Source organism: Pseudomonas putida, from assembly GCF_003228315.1.
Taxonomy (GTDB): Bacteria; Pseudomonadota; Gammaproteobacteria; order Pseudomonadales; family Pseudomonadaceae; genus Aquipseudomonas; species Aquipseudomonas putida_S.
Genome location: NZ_CP029693.1, coordinates 1,931,456 through 1,947,105, shown reverse-complemented (window position 1 = coordinate 1,947,105; position 15,650 = coordinate 1,931,456). Strand labels below are relative to the sequence as shown.

Sequence of the window (15,650 nt, the reverse complement as noted above, 5' to 3'; positions counted from 1 at the left end):
TGAGATACCGCTATCGCGAGCAGGCTCGCTCCTAAAGGGAGTGGTCTTGAGCTTGAGATCAGCTCAGTTCAAGCCAGATCGGCGCATGATCCGAGGGTTTTTCCATGCCCCGCAATTCATAGTCCACACCCGCATCCTTGACCCGTGGCAACAAGCCGTGGGACGTCAGGATCAAGTCGATGCGCAGGCCGCGCTTGGGCTCATCTTCAAACCCGCGGCTGCGGTAGTCGAACCAGCTGAAACGATCGGCCACGTCCGGGTTGAGGTGGCGGAAGCTGTCCACCAGGCCCCAGTTCTTCAGGCGCGCCATCCACTCGCGTTCTTCCGGAAGGAAGCTGCACTTACCGGTTTTCAGCCAGCGCTTCATGTTGTCCGGGCCGATGCCGATGTCGCAGTCTTCCGGGGAAATGTTCACGTCGCCCATGACCACCAGCGCCTGATCGTTCTTGAACTGGCTTTCCAGCAATAGTTGCAGATCGCTGTAGAAACGCTCCTTGGCCGGGAACTTGGTCGGATGGTCGCGGCTTTCGCCCTGTGGGAAGTAGCCGTTCATGATGGTCACCGGCACGCCATTGGCGTCGGCGAAAGTGCCCCAGATGAAGCGTCGCTGGGCGTCTTCTTCGTCGCTGGCGAAACCCTTGTGCACGGCGATCGGTTCCTGGCGCGAGAGCAGGGCGACGCCGTAATGCCCCTTTTGCCCGTGGAAGTACACGTGGTAGCCCAGGGCCTTGACTTCATCGAGGGGGAACTGGTCGTCGTGGACCTTGGTTTCCTGCAGGCCGATCACATCGGGCTGGTGCTTTTCGATCAGCGCCGCCAGCTGATGGGGACGGGCGCGCAGCCCGTTGATGTTGAAGGAGACGATCTTCATGGTCGGCAGTCCTGGCAAAAGGGCGATGCTAGCTGACATGTAGGAATGGGGCCAGTGTGGGGGTGAGGTTATTCGTTGTGAACTGTCAGATCTCTATTGCCAGTATCGGCCTCTTCGCGAGCAGGCTCGCTCCCACAGATTAAGAGTCTGGTCTATACCTGTGGGGGAACTGTGTCGTCACCCAAAGGCTCCTACCAACAAGAGCGCAGCCACCCGAGCCGCGCCGGGGAGATCAACCGTCATGCCCGAAACCTCCACCGCCATCGCCGATATCCACATGCTCGACAGCGGTTATTCCCGCGAAGCGCGTTCCCTGTTGTACCAGGCGTACCGGCACGAACCGACCTTCGGTTACCTGTTCGAAGCCGAACGCCCGGGCTATGAGCAGCGAGTGCGGGCCACCGTGCGGGAGCTGGTCACGCAACACTTTCTTCAGGACCTGCCAGCCATCGGCCTGTTGGTCAATGACCGCTTGATCGGCATCGCCCTGATCGCGCCACCGCAACGCCGGCTGGGTATTACCGAAAGCTGGGCCTGGCGCCTGCGCATGGTGCTCAGTACCGGTTTCCGTTGCACCCGTCGCTACCTTGAATATCACGAGGCGGTGGCGGCCTGTGCGCCGTCCGACTCGGTGCACGTCCTGCCGTTGCTGGGCATTCATCCGCAATTCCAGGGCAAGCATTTCGGCGAGCAACTGCTGCAAGCGGTGCATAACTGGTGCGCGGTGGATGAAAGCTCCCAGGGCGTGGTCCTGGATACCGGTGACGCGCGCTATCTGGAGTTTTACAAGCGCCAGGGCTATGAGGAAATTGGCGAGGTGGCCGTAGGGCCTGTCCGCGAACACGTGTTTTTTCACCCCAATCCCCAGGTATTACAAACAGCATCGGCTTAGGCGGCGAACTTTCCGGACAGGTCCGGCTCTATCACCCTCCTTTGCTCGTGATAGCATCCGCGCCTATGAAGTTTCCAGGAAGAATTACCAGTGGCGTGCTCCTGCTTTTAAGCAGCTGCACGGCACTGGCCCAAAGTGAATTGGATGTGCGGATCAAACCGTCCAACGATGCACTCAAAGCCAATATAGAAGGCTATATCGGCAGTCTCGGCGATCGTGACGAAGAAGCCCTGTTGCGCTTCAGTCGCGGTGCCGAAGAGCAGGCGCGCAAGGCCGCCCAGGCCCTGGGTTATTACCAGCCGCAGATCGACAGCACCGTCACCGGTGGCAAGACCCCGCACCTGATCCTCACGATCGAGCCCGGCGAGCCGGTGCATCTGCGCAATGTCACCATCCGCATCGACGGTCCGGCGGCCTCCCTCAAATCCTTTCGTGTGCCCAAGGGCCATGCACTGCAAACCGGTGCCGTGCTCAACCATGGCCAATACGATGATGCCAAGCGGCTGATCCAGAACCAGGCCTCGCGCTTCGGCTTCTTCAACGGACGTTTCACTAGCTCGAAACTGTCCGTCGACCCACGAGCCGGCGTTGCCGATATCGAACTGATCTACGACAGCGGCCCGCGTTATTCCATGGGCAAGGTCAGTTTCGAAGGGGATACGCCGTTCGATGAAGACCTGCTGCAACGCATGGTGCCGTTCAAGCCCGGTACGCCTTATGACTCTGAACTGATCGCCGAACTCAACCAGGCGCTGCAATCGAGCGGCTACTTCGAGGGTGTGCGGGTCGATGCCGCACCCACCGCAGCGCAGAACAATGTGATCCCGGTGGACGTCAAGCTGGAAACCCGCAAGCCGCGAACCATGGGCCTGGGTCTTGGCTATTCCACCGACGTCGGCCCGCGGGTCAAGGCCAACTGGACCCGGCACTGGGTCAACCCCCAAGGCCACAGCTATGGCTGGGAAACCGAAATCTCGGCACCCCGGCAAAACGTCGGCCTGTTCTACGACATCCCGCTGGACCCGCCGCTGACCGACAAACTGCGTTTCGCCGGCGGCTACCAGAACGAAGAAATCGCCGACAAGGACAGCCTCAGCAAGATGCTGACCCTGGGCCCCGAGTGGCACAGCAAGTTGCCCAGCGGCTGGCAGCGGGTGGTCTCGCTCAAATGGCAGCGCGAGGAATACCGCCTCGGCGACGACTCCGGGCTCAGTACCTTGCTGATGCCGGGCGTGAGTTATACGTACCTCAAGAGTGACAACCGCATCGATCCGCACAACGGCTATCGCCTGGCCTTCGAAACCCGGGTGGCCAAGGAAGGCCTGGGTTCGGACAACAACGTGGTGTGGGGAACGGCCCTGGTCAAAGGCCTGACCACGGTCTTTGACAATCACCGCTTGCTCGGTCGCGTGCAGGTCGGCGGCAGTGCCACCAACGGCTTCAACTCGATACCGCCTTCGCTGCGCTTCTTCGCCGGTGGTGACCAGAGTGTGCGCGGGTACGACTATCAGAGCCTGTCCCCGGAAAACAACCAGGGCGACCGTATCGGCGGCCGTTACATGGTCGCCGCCAGTGCCGAATATCAATATTCCATCGCCGAGAAATGGCGGGTCGCGACCTTCGTCGACCAGGGCAACTCTTTCAATAACCTCGAACTGCCGAGCCTCAAGACCGGTGTCGGTATCGGCGTGCGCTGGGTATCGCCGGTGGGGCCGATCCGCCTCGACCTGGCCCACGCGCTGGACGACGATGGCGGTATCCGATTGCACTTTTCCATGGGGCCAGAGCTGTGAAGCGTGCTTTGAAAATAACGCTGCTGGCGATACTCGTGCTGGTGTTGTTGATCGTCCTTACGCTGGCCTGCGTGCTGGGAACAGCGGCGGGCAGCCGCTGGGCGCTGGGTTTTGTGCCGGGCCTGACGCTGGACAATTTTCAGGGACGACTCGGCGGACAGTGGAGCGCCGACCATGTGTTGTGGCAACAGGGCAGCGACCGGGTTGAACTGAATAAAGTGATCTTCGCCTGGTCGCCGCTGTGCCTGACGCGCATGACTTTGTGCATCGAGCAACTGAAGGCCGATCAGGTCAGCCTGCAATTGCCACCCGGAGCAAAGGAGGAAAGCAGCGGGCCGATCAGTCTTCCGGACTTGAAGCTGCCCGTAGCCCTGGAACTGGGCGACATTCAGGTCGGCAGCCTTTTGTTCAATGGCAGCGAACAGCTCAAGGGCCTGCAACTGGCTGCGCACTGGACGGCCAACGGCTTGCAGATCGACTCGGTCAGCCTGCAGCGCGACGAGCTGAGCCTGAATCTGTCCGGCCTGTTGCAACCGACCGGCAACTGGCCGCTCAAGGCCGAAGGCCAACTCACGCTGCCTGCGCCCGGCACCGAACCGTGGGCTCTGGCCCTGAAAGTCGATGGCGACTTGCTCAAGACCCTGAACCTCAAAGCCGACAGTAGCGGTTACCTGAACGGCCAACTGACCGGTGAACTGCAACCATTGGCAGACAACCTGCCGGCCAAGGTGCGCATCACCACTGACGGCTTCAAGCCCGCCGCGGACCTGCCGGATACTTTGCAATTCAACCAACTGGTACTCACCGGTGAAGGCGACCTGAAAAACGGTTACCAACTGCTCGGTAACGCGACGCTGCCCGCAGAGCAAGGCCCGGTGGCGCTGGCGTTGCAAGGCAAGGTCGACGCCAATGGCGCACAGATCGCGGCGCTGGACCTGACCGCCAGCGACAAGCAAAGCCTCAAGCTCACGGGGCAACTGGACTGGAGCAAGGGGTTCAGCGCCGAGGCGAAAGTCGACTGGCTGGATTTCCCTTGGCACCGTCTCTATCTGGTGATTGACGAACCGGAAGTCGCCTTGCGTACCTTCAAGGGCGAAGTCTCCTACACCGACGGTAAATATCTCGGCCATTTCGACGCCGCGGCGGACGGCCCGGCCGGTGCCTTCAGCCTGACCAGCCCGTTCGCTGGCGACCTGACGAAAATCTACCTGCAACAAATCCAGCTGACGGCCGGGCAGGGCAAGGCCGACGGGCACCTGAACCTGCAGTTCGCCGATGGCATTGCCTGGGACACCGCGCTGGACCTGTCGGCGATCAACCCGGCGTACTGGGTCGCGGAACTGCCGGGCACTCTCGCCGGGCCGTTGCGCAGCAAAGGTGAGCTGAAGAATGAAAAACTCAGCCTGAATGCCGATCTGGATCTGAAGGGCAAACTGCGGGGTCAGCCGGCCGTGCTGCAAGCCAAGGCCGATGGCGGCGGCGAGCAGTGGAATCTCAACGCACTGCAAATCCGCCTCGGCGATAACAGCATCAACGGCAAGGGCAGCCTGCAACAGAAGCTCGCCGGGCAGATCGACATCAAGCTGCCGCGTCTCGCTCAGCTCTGGCCGCAACTGCGCGGCCAGATCAACGGACGGGTCGATGTCGCTGGCACGCTCAAGGCGCCGCAGGGCAAGCTCGGCCTGCAAGGCTCGCAACTGGCGTTCGCCGACAATCGCCTGCAAAGCCTGAACCTCGATGCCACCCTCGACAGTGCGCAACGGGCAAAAATCGACCTCAAGGGCAGCGGCATCCAGACCGGTGACACCTCGCTGGGCGCCCTGACCGCCAGTGGCCAGGGCGACATCAAGAACCAGAAGCTCAACCTCGACCTGCAAGGACCGAAGCTGAAACTGGCCCTGGGTCTCGATGGCGCGCTGGACAAGGGCAACTGGCGCGGGCGCTTGGCCAGCGGTGATATCCAGGCCGGCGGCCAGGACTGGAAGCTGCAAGGCCCGGCCAAACTCGAGCGGCTGGCCGACGGCAAAATCAATTTTGGCGCCCATTGCTGGATGTCCGGCGCGGCCAGTCTGTGTGGCGAGGATCAGCGGCTGATGCCTGAACCGAAGCTGCGCTATCACCTCAAGCAATTCCCCATCGAAAGCCTTGCCCAATGGTTGCCGAAGGATTTCGCCTGGCAGGGCCGCCTCAATGCCGACGTGCAACTGGACGTGCCGGCCAGCGGTCCGAACGGCCAGATCAGCGTCGATGCCAGCGGCGGCACCCTGCGGATCAAGGAAAAGGATCAGTGGCTGGACTTCCCGTACCAGACCCTGAACCTCACCAGCAAACTCACGCCCAAGCGCATCGACACCACCCTCAACTTCGTCGGCGGCAAGCTCGGCGAATTGATGGTGCAGGCGCAGATCAACCCGCTGCCGAAAAACAAACCCCTGACTGGTTCATTCCGCCTGACCGGGCTGGACCTGTCGGTGGCGCGTCCGTTCGTGCCCATGGTCGAGAAAATCAGCGGGCGCCTGAACGGCAACGGCACGATTGCAGGCACTTTGCTGGCGCCGCAGGTCAACGGTAATCTGCTGCTCGGTGATGGCGAAGTGTCCGGGCCCGAGTTGCCGCTGGAGATCCAGGCCCTGCAACTGCGGGCGGTGATCGCCGGCGAAACCGTACAGCTCAACGGCGACTGGAAAAGCGGCAAGACCGGGCAGGGCAGCCTCAACGGCAACGTCGCCTGGGGGCAGGCGTTGGTGGTGGACCTGGCACTCAAGGGCTCGCAGTTGCCGGTCACCGTCGAGCCTTACGCCAAGCTCGAAGTGGCGCCGGACCTGAAGATCTCGATCAAGGACGACAAGTTGGCGGTCGCCGGCAAGGTGCTCGTGCCCAAGGGCGACATCACCATTCGCGAATTGCCGCCGTCGACGGTCAAGGTCTCCGATGACACGGTGATCGTTGGCCAGCAGACCGAGGAGGGCAAGGCACCGATGGCCACGGTCATGGACATCGATGTAGTGGTGGGCGACGACAAACTGAGCTTCGCCGGGTTCGGCCTGACCGCGAACCTGAAAGGGCATGTGCACATCGGCGACAACCTCGACACCCGGGGCGAATTGTGGCTCAACGACGGGCGTTACCGTGCCTACGGCCAGCGACTGACCGTGCGCCGCGCGCGCCTGCTGTTTGCCGGGCCCATCGACCAGCCGTACCTGGATATCGAAGCCGTTCGCCAGACTGACGACGTGATTGCCGGTATTCGCCTGAGCGGCAGCGCCGAGCAGCCGACCACGCAGATCTTCTCGGAACCTGCCATGAGCCAGGAGCAGGCATTGTCCTATCTGGTGCTGGGCCGGCCGCTGAGCAGCAACGGCGAGGACAACAACATGCTCGCCCAGGCCGCGCTCGGTCTGGGGCTGATGGGCAGCTCCGGGGTGACCGGCGGCCTGGCGAAGAACCTCGGCATCGAGGACTTCCAGCTCGATACCGAAGGCAGCGGCAACGCCACCAGCGTGGTCGCCAGCGGCAACCTCTCCGAGAAGCTCAGCCTGCGTTATGGCGTGGGCGTGTTCGAACCGGCCAACACCATTGCCTTGCGCTACAAGCTGAGCAAAAAGGTTTACCTCGAGGCCGCGGGTGGCGTGGCCAGTTCGCTGGACATCTTCTACAAGCGGGATTTCTAAGTCCCGGTTCTCTCAATTCCGCATCGCCCCCAATCGCGAGCAAGCTCGCTCCCACAAGGTCCAATGAGATCCCTGTGGGAGCGAGCTTGCTCGCGATGGCGTTCGTGTGATCACCACAAATTCCGACACCATTGGTCAACTATTTACTAAGCAACCTAACTATTACGTTGACATCGGCTGCCTAGGCAGTAATATCTCGACATACATTCACTGCCTAGGCAGCTAATTGGTGTTCAGATGAAGCATTTCTCCCCGGACAACTTCCACAATTGCCATCTCGGCCTCCTGCTCGGACGCGCCGCGCTGCTCAAGGACCGGATTCTCGACACGCACATGGAACCCCACGGCATCACCGCCGCGCAGTTCAAGGTGTTGATCATCATCGCCCAGTACGGCGTCGATTCGCCGGGCGAGCTGTGCCGGCACCTGTCCCTGGACAGCGGTTCGATGACCCGCATGCTCGATCGTCTGGAGCAGAAAGGCTTCCTCGCTCGCCAACGCTCCGAGGAAGATCGTCGCCAGGTTCGACTGGTACTCACCGAAGAGGGCCAGTCACTGGCCGACCGTCTGCCGCACATCGGCGCCGACGCGATGAACGAACTGGCGGGCGCGGTGACGCCGCAAGAACTGAAAACCCTGGAACAGATCCTCAAGAAAATCCTGGTGGCCGCCGGTGACTCGATCACCCTGCTGCGGGTAGGTGGTATCGATGAACAGTAAGACCTTGCGCACTGGCCTGAGCCTGGTGCTGTTGGCCATGACCCTGGCCGGTTGCGCCAATTACAGCGGCCTGAACCCCGAAGGCGTCAGCCTCGATGCGAAAAGCCTCAAGGCCGGGCAATCCCTCAACGGTGTCACCCTGTCGCCGGCGGCCTGGCCGAAAAGCGACTGGTGGAAAACCCTCGGCGACCCACAACTCGACGGCCTGATCCGTGAAGCCCTGCACGACAGCCCGGACATGCAAATCGCCGACGCCCGCGCCCATCAGGCCGCCGCTGCGGCGTCTGCTGCCGATGCCGAGCGGATGCCGACCCTCGATGCCAGCGCCGGTATCAGCCGTTCGCGGCTGGCCCGGGACCAGGACCCGAGCGGGCAGGGCGGCCGTTACGCGACCTTGCGCAGCCTCGGGGCGAACTTCAATTACAACTTCGACCTGTGGGGCGGCCAGCGTGACGCCTGGGAAGCTGCGTTGGGCGAAGCCCGTGCCGCCGAAGTCGATCGCCAGGCCGCGCAACTGACCCTGTCCGCCGACGTGGCCCGTGCCTACAGCGACCTGGGGCAGGCGCACATCGTCTACGACCTGTCCGCCGAGGACCTCAAGCGCACCCGGCAAATGCTCGACCTGAGCAAGCGTCGCCTGAGTGCCGGGATCGACAGTCAGTATCAGTTCCAGCAGACCGAAAGCCTGGAAGCCACCTCGCAAGCCAATCTGATCGACGCCGAAAAACGCCTGAACAGCGCGAAAATCGCCCTGGCCGTGCTGCTCGGCAAGGGCCCGGACCGTGGCAATGAAATCGCCCGGCCACAAATCCTCAAGGCCAGCGCCGTGGCGTTGCCGTCGGTACTGCCCGCCGAGCTGCTCGGCCGTCGCCCGGACCTGGTGGCCGCGCGCTGGCGGGTCGAGGCGGCGAGCAAGAACATCGACGCCGGCAAGACCCGTTTCTATCCCAACTTGAACCTCAGTGCCGCTGCTGGTGCCGAATCCTTGTTGGGTGACGCGATGTTCGGTTCGGCCAGTCGCTTCTTCAACATCGCGCCGACGATTTCCGTGCCGATTTTCGATGGCGGGCGTCTGCGCGCCGACCTCGATTCGCGCGACGCCGACTATGACCTGGCGGTGGCGCAGTACAACAAAAGCCTGGTGAAGGCGCTGGGGGATGTCAGTGACAGCATCAACCAGTTGCGCGATATCGGCCGGCAGATCGCTGCCCAGCAGCACGCCACCGACATCGCCCAGGATTCCTACAACACCGTGGTCCAGCGGTACGGTTCCGGCATCGGTAACTACCTGGACGTGCTCAGCATCGAGCAGCAATTGCTCCAGGCCCAGCGTCAGCTGGCCAACCTGAATGCCGAGCAGATCGACCTGTCGATCCAACTGATGCAGGCGCTGGGTGGCGGGTTTCAGCCTGAGGCGGTTGCCTCGGCTAACGCTAGCCCAGCCACGCTGACCCACTAATTCAAGGTATTTGTCATGGCCACTGCCGATACAACTCAATCTTCTGAAAACGCGCCCGGCAACCCTAACGCGGGCAAGCGCAAATTCATGTTGCTGATCCTCGCCGTCGTGGTTGTGCTGTGCGGCGTCGGTGTCTGGGCTTATCACGAGTTCTACGGACGCTTCAGCGAAAGCACTGACGACGCCTACGTCAACGGCAACGTGGTGGAAATCACCCCGCTGGTCACCGGGACCGTAGTGAGCATTGGCGCCGACGATGGCGATCTGGTGCAGGAAGGCCAGGTGCTGGTGAACTTCGATCCCAACGATGCCGAAATCGGCCTGCAAAATGCCCAGGCCCAATTGGCGCGTACCGTGCGTCAGGTACGTGGCCTGTACAGCAACGTCGATGGCATGAAGGCCCAGGTCAATGCGCAACAGGCCGAAGTACAGAAGGCCCAGGACAACTTCAACCGCCGGAAAAACCTTGCCGCTGGCGGGGCGATTTCCCAGGAAGAACTGTCCCACGCCCGTGATGACCTGACCTCGGCGCAAAACGCCCTGGCAGACGTCAAGCAGAAGCTCAAAACCACCAGCGCGCTGGTCGACGACACTGTGGTGTCTTCGCACCCGGACGTGATGGCCGCCGCCGCGCAGTTGCGCCAGGCCTACCTGAACAAGGCCCGCAGCACCTTGATCGCACCGGTCACAGGTTACGTGGCCAAACGTTCCGTGCAACTGGGCCAGCGTGTGCAGCCGGGTGAGGCGCTGATGGCGGTGATCCCGCTGGATCAGCTGTGGATCGATGCCAACTTCAAGGAAACCCAGCTGCGTGACATGCGCATCGGCCAACCGGTGGAGATCGAAACCGACCTCTATGGCAGCAGCGTGAAATACAGCGGCACCATCGACAGCCTTGGCGCCGGTACCGGCAGCGCGTTTGCCTTGCTGCCGGCGCAGAACGCCACCGGTAACTGGATCAAGATCGTGCAGCGGGTGCCGGTGCGGATTCACGTGAATGCCCAGGAGCTGGCCAAGCACCCGTTGCGGGTCGGCCTGTCGACCATGGTCGATGTGAACCTGCGTGACCAGAGCGGTCCGGTGCTGGCGCAACAACCGCCACAAAAGGCTTCGTTCAGTACCAGCATCTATGACCGTCAGTTGGCCGAGGCCGACGCGATGATCACGCAATTGATTCACGACAACAGCGCCTCGGTCAGCAAGACTGCGAACCGCTGATTCGCCAATCTGCCATCAATCGGACCCTGTGGGAGCGAGCCTGCTCGCGATAGCGGACTGACATTCAACATCAATGTCGACAGAACCACCGCAATCGCGAGCAGGCTCGCTCCTACAGGGTTAGCGGCGCCAGCCGAGTTTCAAAGGATTTGCGATGAGCAATAACGCCTCTTTCAGCCCGCCCAGCCTGGTGCTCAGCACCATCGGCCTGTCGCTGGCGACCTTCATGCAGGTGCTCGACACCACCATCGCCAACGTGGCGTTGCCGACGATTTCCGGCAACCTGGGGGTGAGTGCGGAGCAGGGTACCTGGGTCATCACCTCGTTTGCGGTGAGCAACGCCATCGCCCTGCCATTGACCGGCTGGTTGAGCCGGCGCTTCGGCGAGGTGAAGCTGTTTGTCTGGGCCACGCTGTTGTTCGTGCTCGCATCGTTTCTGTGCGGGATTTCCACCTCGATGCCGGAACTGGTGGGCTTTCGGGTTCTGCAAGGGGTGGTGGCGGGGCCGTTGTATCCGATGACCCAGACCCTGTTGATTGCGGTCTATCCCCCGGCGAAACGGGGGCTGGCACTGGCATTGCTGGCAATGGTCACGGTGGTGGCGCCGATTGCCGGTCCGATTCTCGGCGGCTGGATCACCGACAGCTACAGCTGGCCGTGGATATTCTTCATCAACGTGCCCGTCGGCCTGTTCGCCGCGTGGGTGGTGACGCAGCAGATGAAGAAGCGTCCGGTGGTCACCAGCCGCCAACCCATGGATTACGTCGGCCTGATTGCGTTGATCATCGGTGTCGGTGCGTTGCAGATCGTTCTCGACAAAGGCAACGACGCGGACTGGTTCGAATCGAATTTCATCATCATCGGGTCGGTGATTTCCGTGGTGGCCCTGGCGTTCTTCGTGATCTGGGAAATGACCGACGAGCATCCCGTGGTGAACCTGCGGCTGTTTGCCCACCGGAACTTCCGCTACGGCACCATCGTGCTGATCCTCGGGTACGCCGGCTTCTTCGGGATCAACCTGATCCTGCCGCAGTGGTTGCAGACACGCTTGGGCTACACCGCGACCTGGGCCGGTTTTGCCGTGGCACCGCTGGGGATCCTGCCGGTACTGATGGCCCCGTTTGTCGGTAAATACGCGCCGAAGTTCGATATGCGTTTGCTGGCGGGATTGGCGTTCCTGGCCATCGGCCTGAGCTGCTTCATGCGCGCCGGCTTCACCAATGAAGTGGACTTCCAGCACATCGCCATGGTGCAGCTGTTCATGGGCATTGGCGTGGCACTGTTCTTCATGCCGACCCTGACCATCCTGTTGTCGGACCTTCCACCGCACCAGATCGCCGACGGCTCAGGCCTGGCCACCTTCCTGCGGACCCTGGGCGGCAGTTTCGCGGCCTCCCTGACTACCTGGATCTGGATCCGCCGCGCCGACCAGCACCATGCGTACCTGACCGAAAGCATCACCCAGTTCGACCCGGCCACTCGCGAGGCGTTGACGCATCTGGGCGGGGCAGGGGCCAAGGCGTATACACAGCTAGAGCAGACGGTGATCAGCCAGGCGTACATCATGTCCACGGTGGACTACTTCACCTTGCTGGGCTGGATGTTCATGGGGTTGATATTGATCGTTTGGCTGGCCAAGCCGCCGTTTACCGCGAAGGCGGGGCCAGCCGCTTCCGCCGGCCACTAAACACCGCATAACCCTGTAGGAGCGAGTTCACTCGCGATGGACGTCAACGATCACGCTGGGTGCCTGATACCCCGCGTCGTTCTCAGGTTCATCGCGAGCATGCTCGCTCCTACAGGGGTTTTGTGTTCGGTAGTCAGGTGGCAGGCGCAGCCAACTGCGGCGGCGGGGTGAAGTCGAACGGTGCCAGCGCAAACCCTTGCTCATCCACCTGCAACGCCCAACCCTGACGATCCCAATCCCCCAGCACAATCCGCCGCGCCGCCTGATCACCCAGCTGCAGCTTGTGGATGGCGGGGCGATGGGTATGCCCGTGGATCAGGGTTTTCACGCCGTATTGCTGCATGATCCGCGGAATTTCTTCGGGTGTGACATCGACGATGTCATTGGCCTTCATCCGCGTTTGCGCCCGGCTTTCACTGCGCAGCTTGCGCGCCAGCTTATGCCGCGTGCTCAGTGGCAAATGACGCAGGATGAACAGGGTGATGGGGTTGCGCAGGTAGCGACGCAGCTTTATGTAGGCTTCGTCGCGGGTGCACAGGCTGTCGCCGTGCATCAACAGCACCGGCTCGCCGTTGAACGGCACGACACTCGGATCTTTCAGCAGCGTGCAGCCGGCCTGTTTGCAGAAAGCCTGGCCGAGCATGAAGTCGCGATTGCCGTGCATCAGAAAGATGGCCGTGCCACTGTCGCTCAATTCGCGCAGGGCCTGGCAGATGGAACGCTGGAAGGGGGTCATGGCGTCATCGCCAATCCACGCTTCGAAAAAGTCGCCCAGAATGTACAACGCACTCGCCGAGCGGGCGCGTCCGGCGAGCAAATCCAGAAACGCCCGGGTGATGTCCGGGCGCTCCTCTTCCAGATGCAAGTCTGAAATCAGCAATATCACTCAATGATCTCGGCTTTCTCGATGATCACGTCGTCTGCTGGTACGTCCTGGTGGCCGGCCTTGGAAGTGGTGGCAACACCTTTGATCTTGTCGACAACGTCCTGGCCTGCGGTCACTTTACCGAATACTGCGTAGCCCCAGCCTTGAACGTTCTTGCCGCTGTGGTTCAGGAAGCTGTTGTCGGTCACGTTGATGAAGAACTGAGCCGAAGCCGAATGCGGCTCCATGGTTCGGGCCATGGCGATGGTGTACTTGTCGTTCGAAAGACCGTTGTCGGCTTCGTTCTGGATGCTTGGACGCTTGTCTTTCTTCTCTTTCATGCCTGGCTCGAAACCGCCGCCCTGGATCATGAAGTTACCGATGACGCGGTGGAAAACGGTGTTTTCGTAGTGACCGGCTTTGACGTATTCAACGAAGTTGGCCACGGTGATCGGAGCCTTTTCATCGTTCAGTTCCAGAACGATGTCGCCAAAGTTGGTAGTCAGTTTGACTTGAGTCATGATCGGTACTCTTTATAGGGAATTCGTGGGCATTGGAACATTTTGCTCCGCTACCGGTTCAGCCTGATCGGCCAAGGTGCGCAGTTTAGCGTGACAGGCGCGAATTTCGAGGCTGTTTTTTCTTTTGCCGCCGATTAAATGCGACCGATTGCCAGGCGCGCTCTGTCAGGGGCTTGACGGCATCGGCTATGATAGCGGCTTTGTTTTGTCCGGCCTCCACCCAGGCCACGCACTTCGCCAAGGATTCTATGAGCAAGCCCACTGTCGACCCTACCTCGAATGCCAAGACCGGCCCTGCCGTGCCGGTCAACTTCCTGCGGCCGATCATCCAGGCAGACCTGGATTCGGGTAAGCACACGCAGATCGTCACCCGTTTCCCGCCTGAGCCCAACGGTTACCTGCACATCGGCCACGCCAAGTCGATCTGTGTGAACTTCGGTCTGGCCCAGGAATTCGGCGGCGTCACGCACCTGCGCTTCGACGACACCAACCCGGCCAAGGAAGACCAGGAATACATCGACGCGATCGAAAGCGACGTCAAGTGGCTGGGCTTCCAGTGGGCCGGCGAAGTGCGCTATGCCTCGCAATACTTCGACCAGTTGCACGACTGGGCCGTCGAGCTGATCAAGGCCGGCAAAGCCTATGTCGACGACCTGACCCCAGAGCAGGCCAAGGAATACCGTGGCAGCCTGACTGAGCCTGGCAAGAACAGCCCGTTCCGCGACCGTAGCGTCGAAGAGAACCTGGACTGGTTCGCCCGCATGCGCGCCGGCGAGTTCCCGGACGGTGCACGGGTGCTGCGGGCCAAGATCGACATGGCTTCGCCGAACATGAACATGCGCGACCCGATCCTGTATCGCATCCGTCACGCCCACCACCACCAGACCGGTGACAAGTGGTGCATCTACCCGAACTATGACTTCACCCACGGTCAGTCGGACGCCATCGAAGGCATCACCCACTCGATCTGCACCCTGGAGTTCGAAGGCCACCGTCCGCTGTACGACTGGTTCCTCGACAACCTGTCGGTGCCGGCGCATCCGCGTCAGTACGAGTTCAGCCGCCTGAACCTGAACTACACCATCACCAGCAAGCGCAAGCTCAAGCAACTGGTTGACGAAAAGCACGTCAACGGTTGGGACGATCCACGCATGTCCACCTTGTCGGGCTTCCGTCGCCGTGGCTACACGCCGAAATCGATCCGCAACTTCTGCGAAATGATCGGCACCAACCGTTCCGACGGCGTGGTGGACTTCGGCATGCTCGAGTTCAGCATCCGTGACGACCTCGACCAGAGCGCCCCGCGCGCCATGTGCGTGCTGCGTCCGCTGAAAGTCGTGATCACCAACTATCCGGATGGCCAGGTCGAAAACCTCGAACTGCCGTGCCACCCGAAGGAAGACATGGGCGTGCGCGTCCTGCCGTTCGCCCGCGAGATCTACATCGACCGCGACGACTTCATGGAAGAGCCGCCGAAGGGCTACAAGCGCCTGGAGCCGGCCGGTGAAGTGCGCCTGCGTGGCAGCTACGTGATCCGCGCCGACGAAGCGATCAAGGACGCCGACGGCAACATCGTCGAGCTGCGTTGCTCGTACGATCCGGACACCCTGGGCAAGAACCCCGAGGGCCGCAAGGTCAAGGGCGTGGTGCACTGGGTACCGGCTGCTGGCAGCGTCGAGTGCGAAGTCCGTCTGTACGACCGTCTGTTCCGCTCCGCCAACCCGGAGAAGTCCGAGGACGGCGCGAGCTTCCTGGACAACATCAACCCTGATTCGCTGCAGGTACTCACCGGTTGTCGTGCCGAGCCTTCGCTGGGCAACGCACAGCCGGAAGACCGTTTCCAGTTCGAGCGCGAAGGCTACTTCGTCGCCGATATCAAGGATTCGAAACCAGGTCAGCCGGTATTCAACCGTACCGTGACCCTGCGTGATTCGTGGGGCCAGTGATTCAAGG

Annotated in this window: 11 protein-coding genes; 8 read left to right on the top strand and 3 right to left on the bottom strand. The window is 61.6% G+C overall.

The window, feature by feature from the left end; translation table 11 throughout:
* Positions 1–58: 58 nt before the first annotated feature.
* Positions 59–871: an exodeoxyribonuclease III gene (xthA, locus tag DKY63_RS08850; RefSeq protein WP_110963765.1), complete on the bottom strand. Its 813-nt coding sequence runs from the start codon at positions 869–871 to the stop codon at positions 59–61.
* Between the two features lie 241 nt (positions 872–1,112).
* Here xthA and DKY63_RS08845 point away from each other — a divergent pair, with 241 nt between their 5' ends.
* From DKY63_RS08845 to DKY63_RS08815, 7 genes are all read left to right on the top strand, one after another.
* A complete protein-coding gene (locus DKY63_RS08845; RefSeq protein WP_110963764.1) occupies positions 1,113–1,763 on the top strand; it encodes a GNAT family N-acetyltransferase in 651 nt (216 codons plus the stop codon).
* 65 nt (positions 1,764–1,828) lie between these two features.
* A complete protein-coding gene (locus DKY63_RS08840; RefSeq protein WP_110963763.1) occupies positions 1,829–3,556 on the top strand; it encodes an autotransporter assembly complex protein TamA in 1,728 nt (575 codons plus the stop codon).
* Entirely contained in the window at positions 3,553–7,227 is a 3,675-nt protein-coding gene (locus DKY63_RS08835; protein ID WP_110963762.1) for a translocation/assembly module TamB domain-containing protein, read from the top strand. Before DKY63_RS08840 ends, DKY63_RS08835 begins: the two co-directional genes overlap by 4 nt.
* Before the next feature lie 237 nt (positions 7,228–7,464).
* Positions 7,465–7,947, top strand: a complete 483-nt coding sequence (locus DKY63_RS08830; RefSeq protein ID WP_110963761.1) for a MarR family winged helix-turn-helix transcriptional regulator — start codon at positions 7,465–7,467, stop codon at positions 7,945–7,947.
* Positions 7,937–9,406, top strand: a complete 1,470-nt coding sequence (locus tag DKY63_RS08825) for an efflux transporter outer membrane subunit (RefSeq protein ID WP_110963760.1) — start codon at positions 7,937–7,939, stop codon at positions 9,404–9,406. The genes DKY63_RS08830 and DKY63_RS08825 overlap by 11 nt, the downstream gene beginning before the upstream one ends.
* 15 nt (positions 9,407–9,421) lie before the next feature.
* On the top strand, positions 9,422–10,624 hold the full coding sequence (locus DKY63_RS08820; protein ID WP_110963759.1) for an efflux RND transporter periplasmic adaptor subunit: 1,203 nt from the start codon (positions 9,422–9,424) through the stop codon (positions 10,622–10,624).
* Between the two features lie 154 nt (positions 10,625–10,778).
* Positions 10,779–12,311: a DHA2 family efflux MFS transporter permease subunit gene (locus tag DKY63_RS08815; protein ID WP_110963758.1), complete on the top strand. Its 1,533-nt coding sequence runs from the start codon at positions 10,779–10,781 to the stop codon at positions 12,309–12,311.
* A gap of 133 nt (positions 12,312–12,444) precedes the next feature.
* Here the strand turns inward: DKY63_RS08815 and lpxH are convergent, their stop codons facing one another.
* Together lpxH and DKY63_RS08805 are read right to left on the bottom strand one after the other, a co-directional pair.
* A complete protein-coding gene (gene lpxH, locus DKY63_RS08810; RefSeq protein ID WP_110963757.1) occupies positions 12,445–13,197 on the bottom strand; it encodes a UDP-2,3-diacylglucosamine diphosphatase in 753 nt (250 codons plus the stop codon).
* Positions 13,194–13,697 carry a peptidylprolyl isomerase gene (locus DKY63_RS08805; protein ID WP_110963756.1) on the bottom strand — a complete coding sequence of 168 codons (504 nt, stop codon included), beginning with the start codon at positions 13,695–13,697 and terminating at the stop codon, positions 13,194–13,196. The genes lpxH and DKY63_RS08805 overlap by 4 nt, the downstream gene beginning before the upstream one ends.
* Positions 13,698–13,945: 248 nt before the next feature.
* Between DKY63_RS08805 and DKY63_RS08800 the strand changes: the two genes are divergently transcribed.
* Positions 13,946–15,643 carry a glutamine--tRNA ligase/YqeY domain fusion protein gene (locus DKY63_RS08800; protein ID WP_110963755.1) on the top strand — a complete coding sequence of 566 codons (1,698 nt, stop codon included), beginning with the start codon at positions 13,946–13,948 and terminating at the stop codon, positions 15,641–15,643.
* Positions 15,644–15,650 lie beyond the last annotated feature (7 nt).

Coding starts and splice junctions, on each gene's coding strand:
- DKY63_RS08825 (WP_110963760.1), top strand. CDS start 7,937: ATGAACAGTAAGACCTTGCGCACTGGCCTGAGCCTGGTGCTGTTGGCC.
- DKY63_RS08845 (WP_110963764.1), top strand. CDS start 1,113: ATGCCCGAAACCTCCACCGCCATCGCCGATATCCACATGCTCGACAGC.
- DKY63_RS08815 (WP_110963758.1), top strand. CDS start 10,779: ATGAGCAATAACGCCTCTTTCAGCCCGCCCAGCCTGGTGCTCAGCACC.
- DKY63_RS08840 (WP_110963763.1), top strand. CDS start 1,829: ATGAAGTTTCCAGGAAGAATTACCAGTGGCGTGCTCCTGCTTTTAAGC.
- DKY63_RS08830 (WP_110963761.1), top strand. CDS start 7,465: ATGAAGCATTTCTCCCCGGACAACTTCCACAATTGCCATCTCGGCCTC.
- DKY63_RS08805 (WP_110963756.1), bottom strand. CDS start 13,697: ATGACTCAAGTCAAACTGACTACCAACTTTGGCGACATCGTTCTGGAA.
- DKY63_RS08820 (WP_110963759.1), top strand. CDS start 9,422: ATGGCCACTGCCGATACAACTCAATCTTCTGAAAACGCGCCCGGCAAC.
- xthA (WP_110963765.1), bottom strand. CDS start 871: ATGAAGATCGTCTCCTTCAACATCAACGGGCTGCGCGCCCGTCCCCAT.
- DKY63_RS08800 (WP_110963755.1), top strand. CDS start 13,946: ATGAGCAAGCCCACTGTCGACCCTACCTCGAATGCCAAGACCGGCCCT.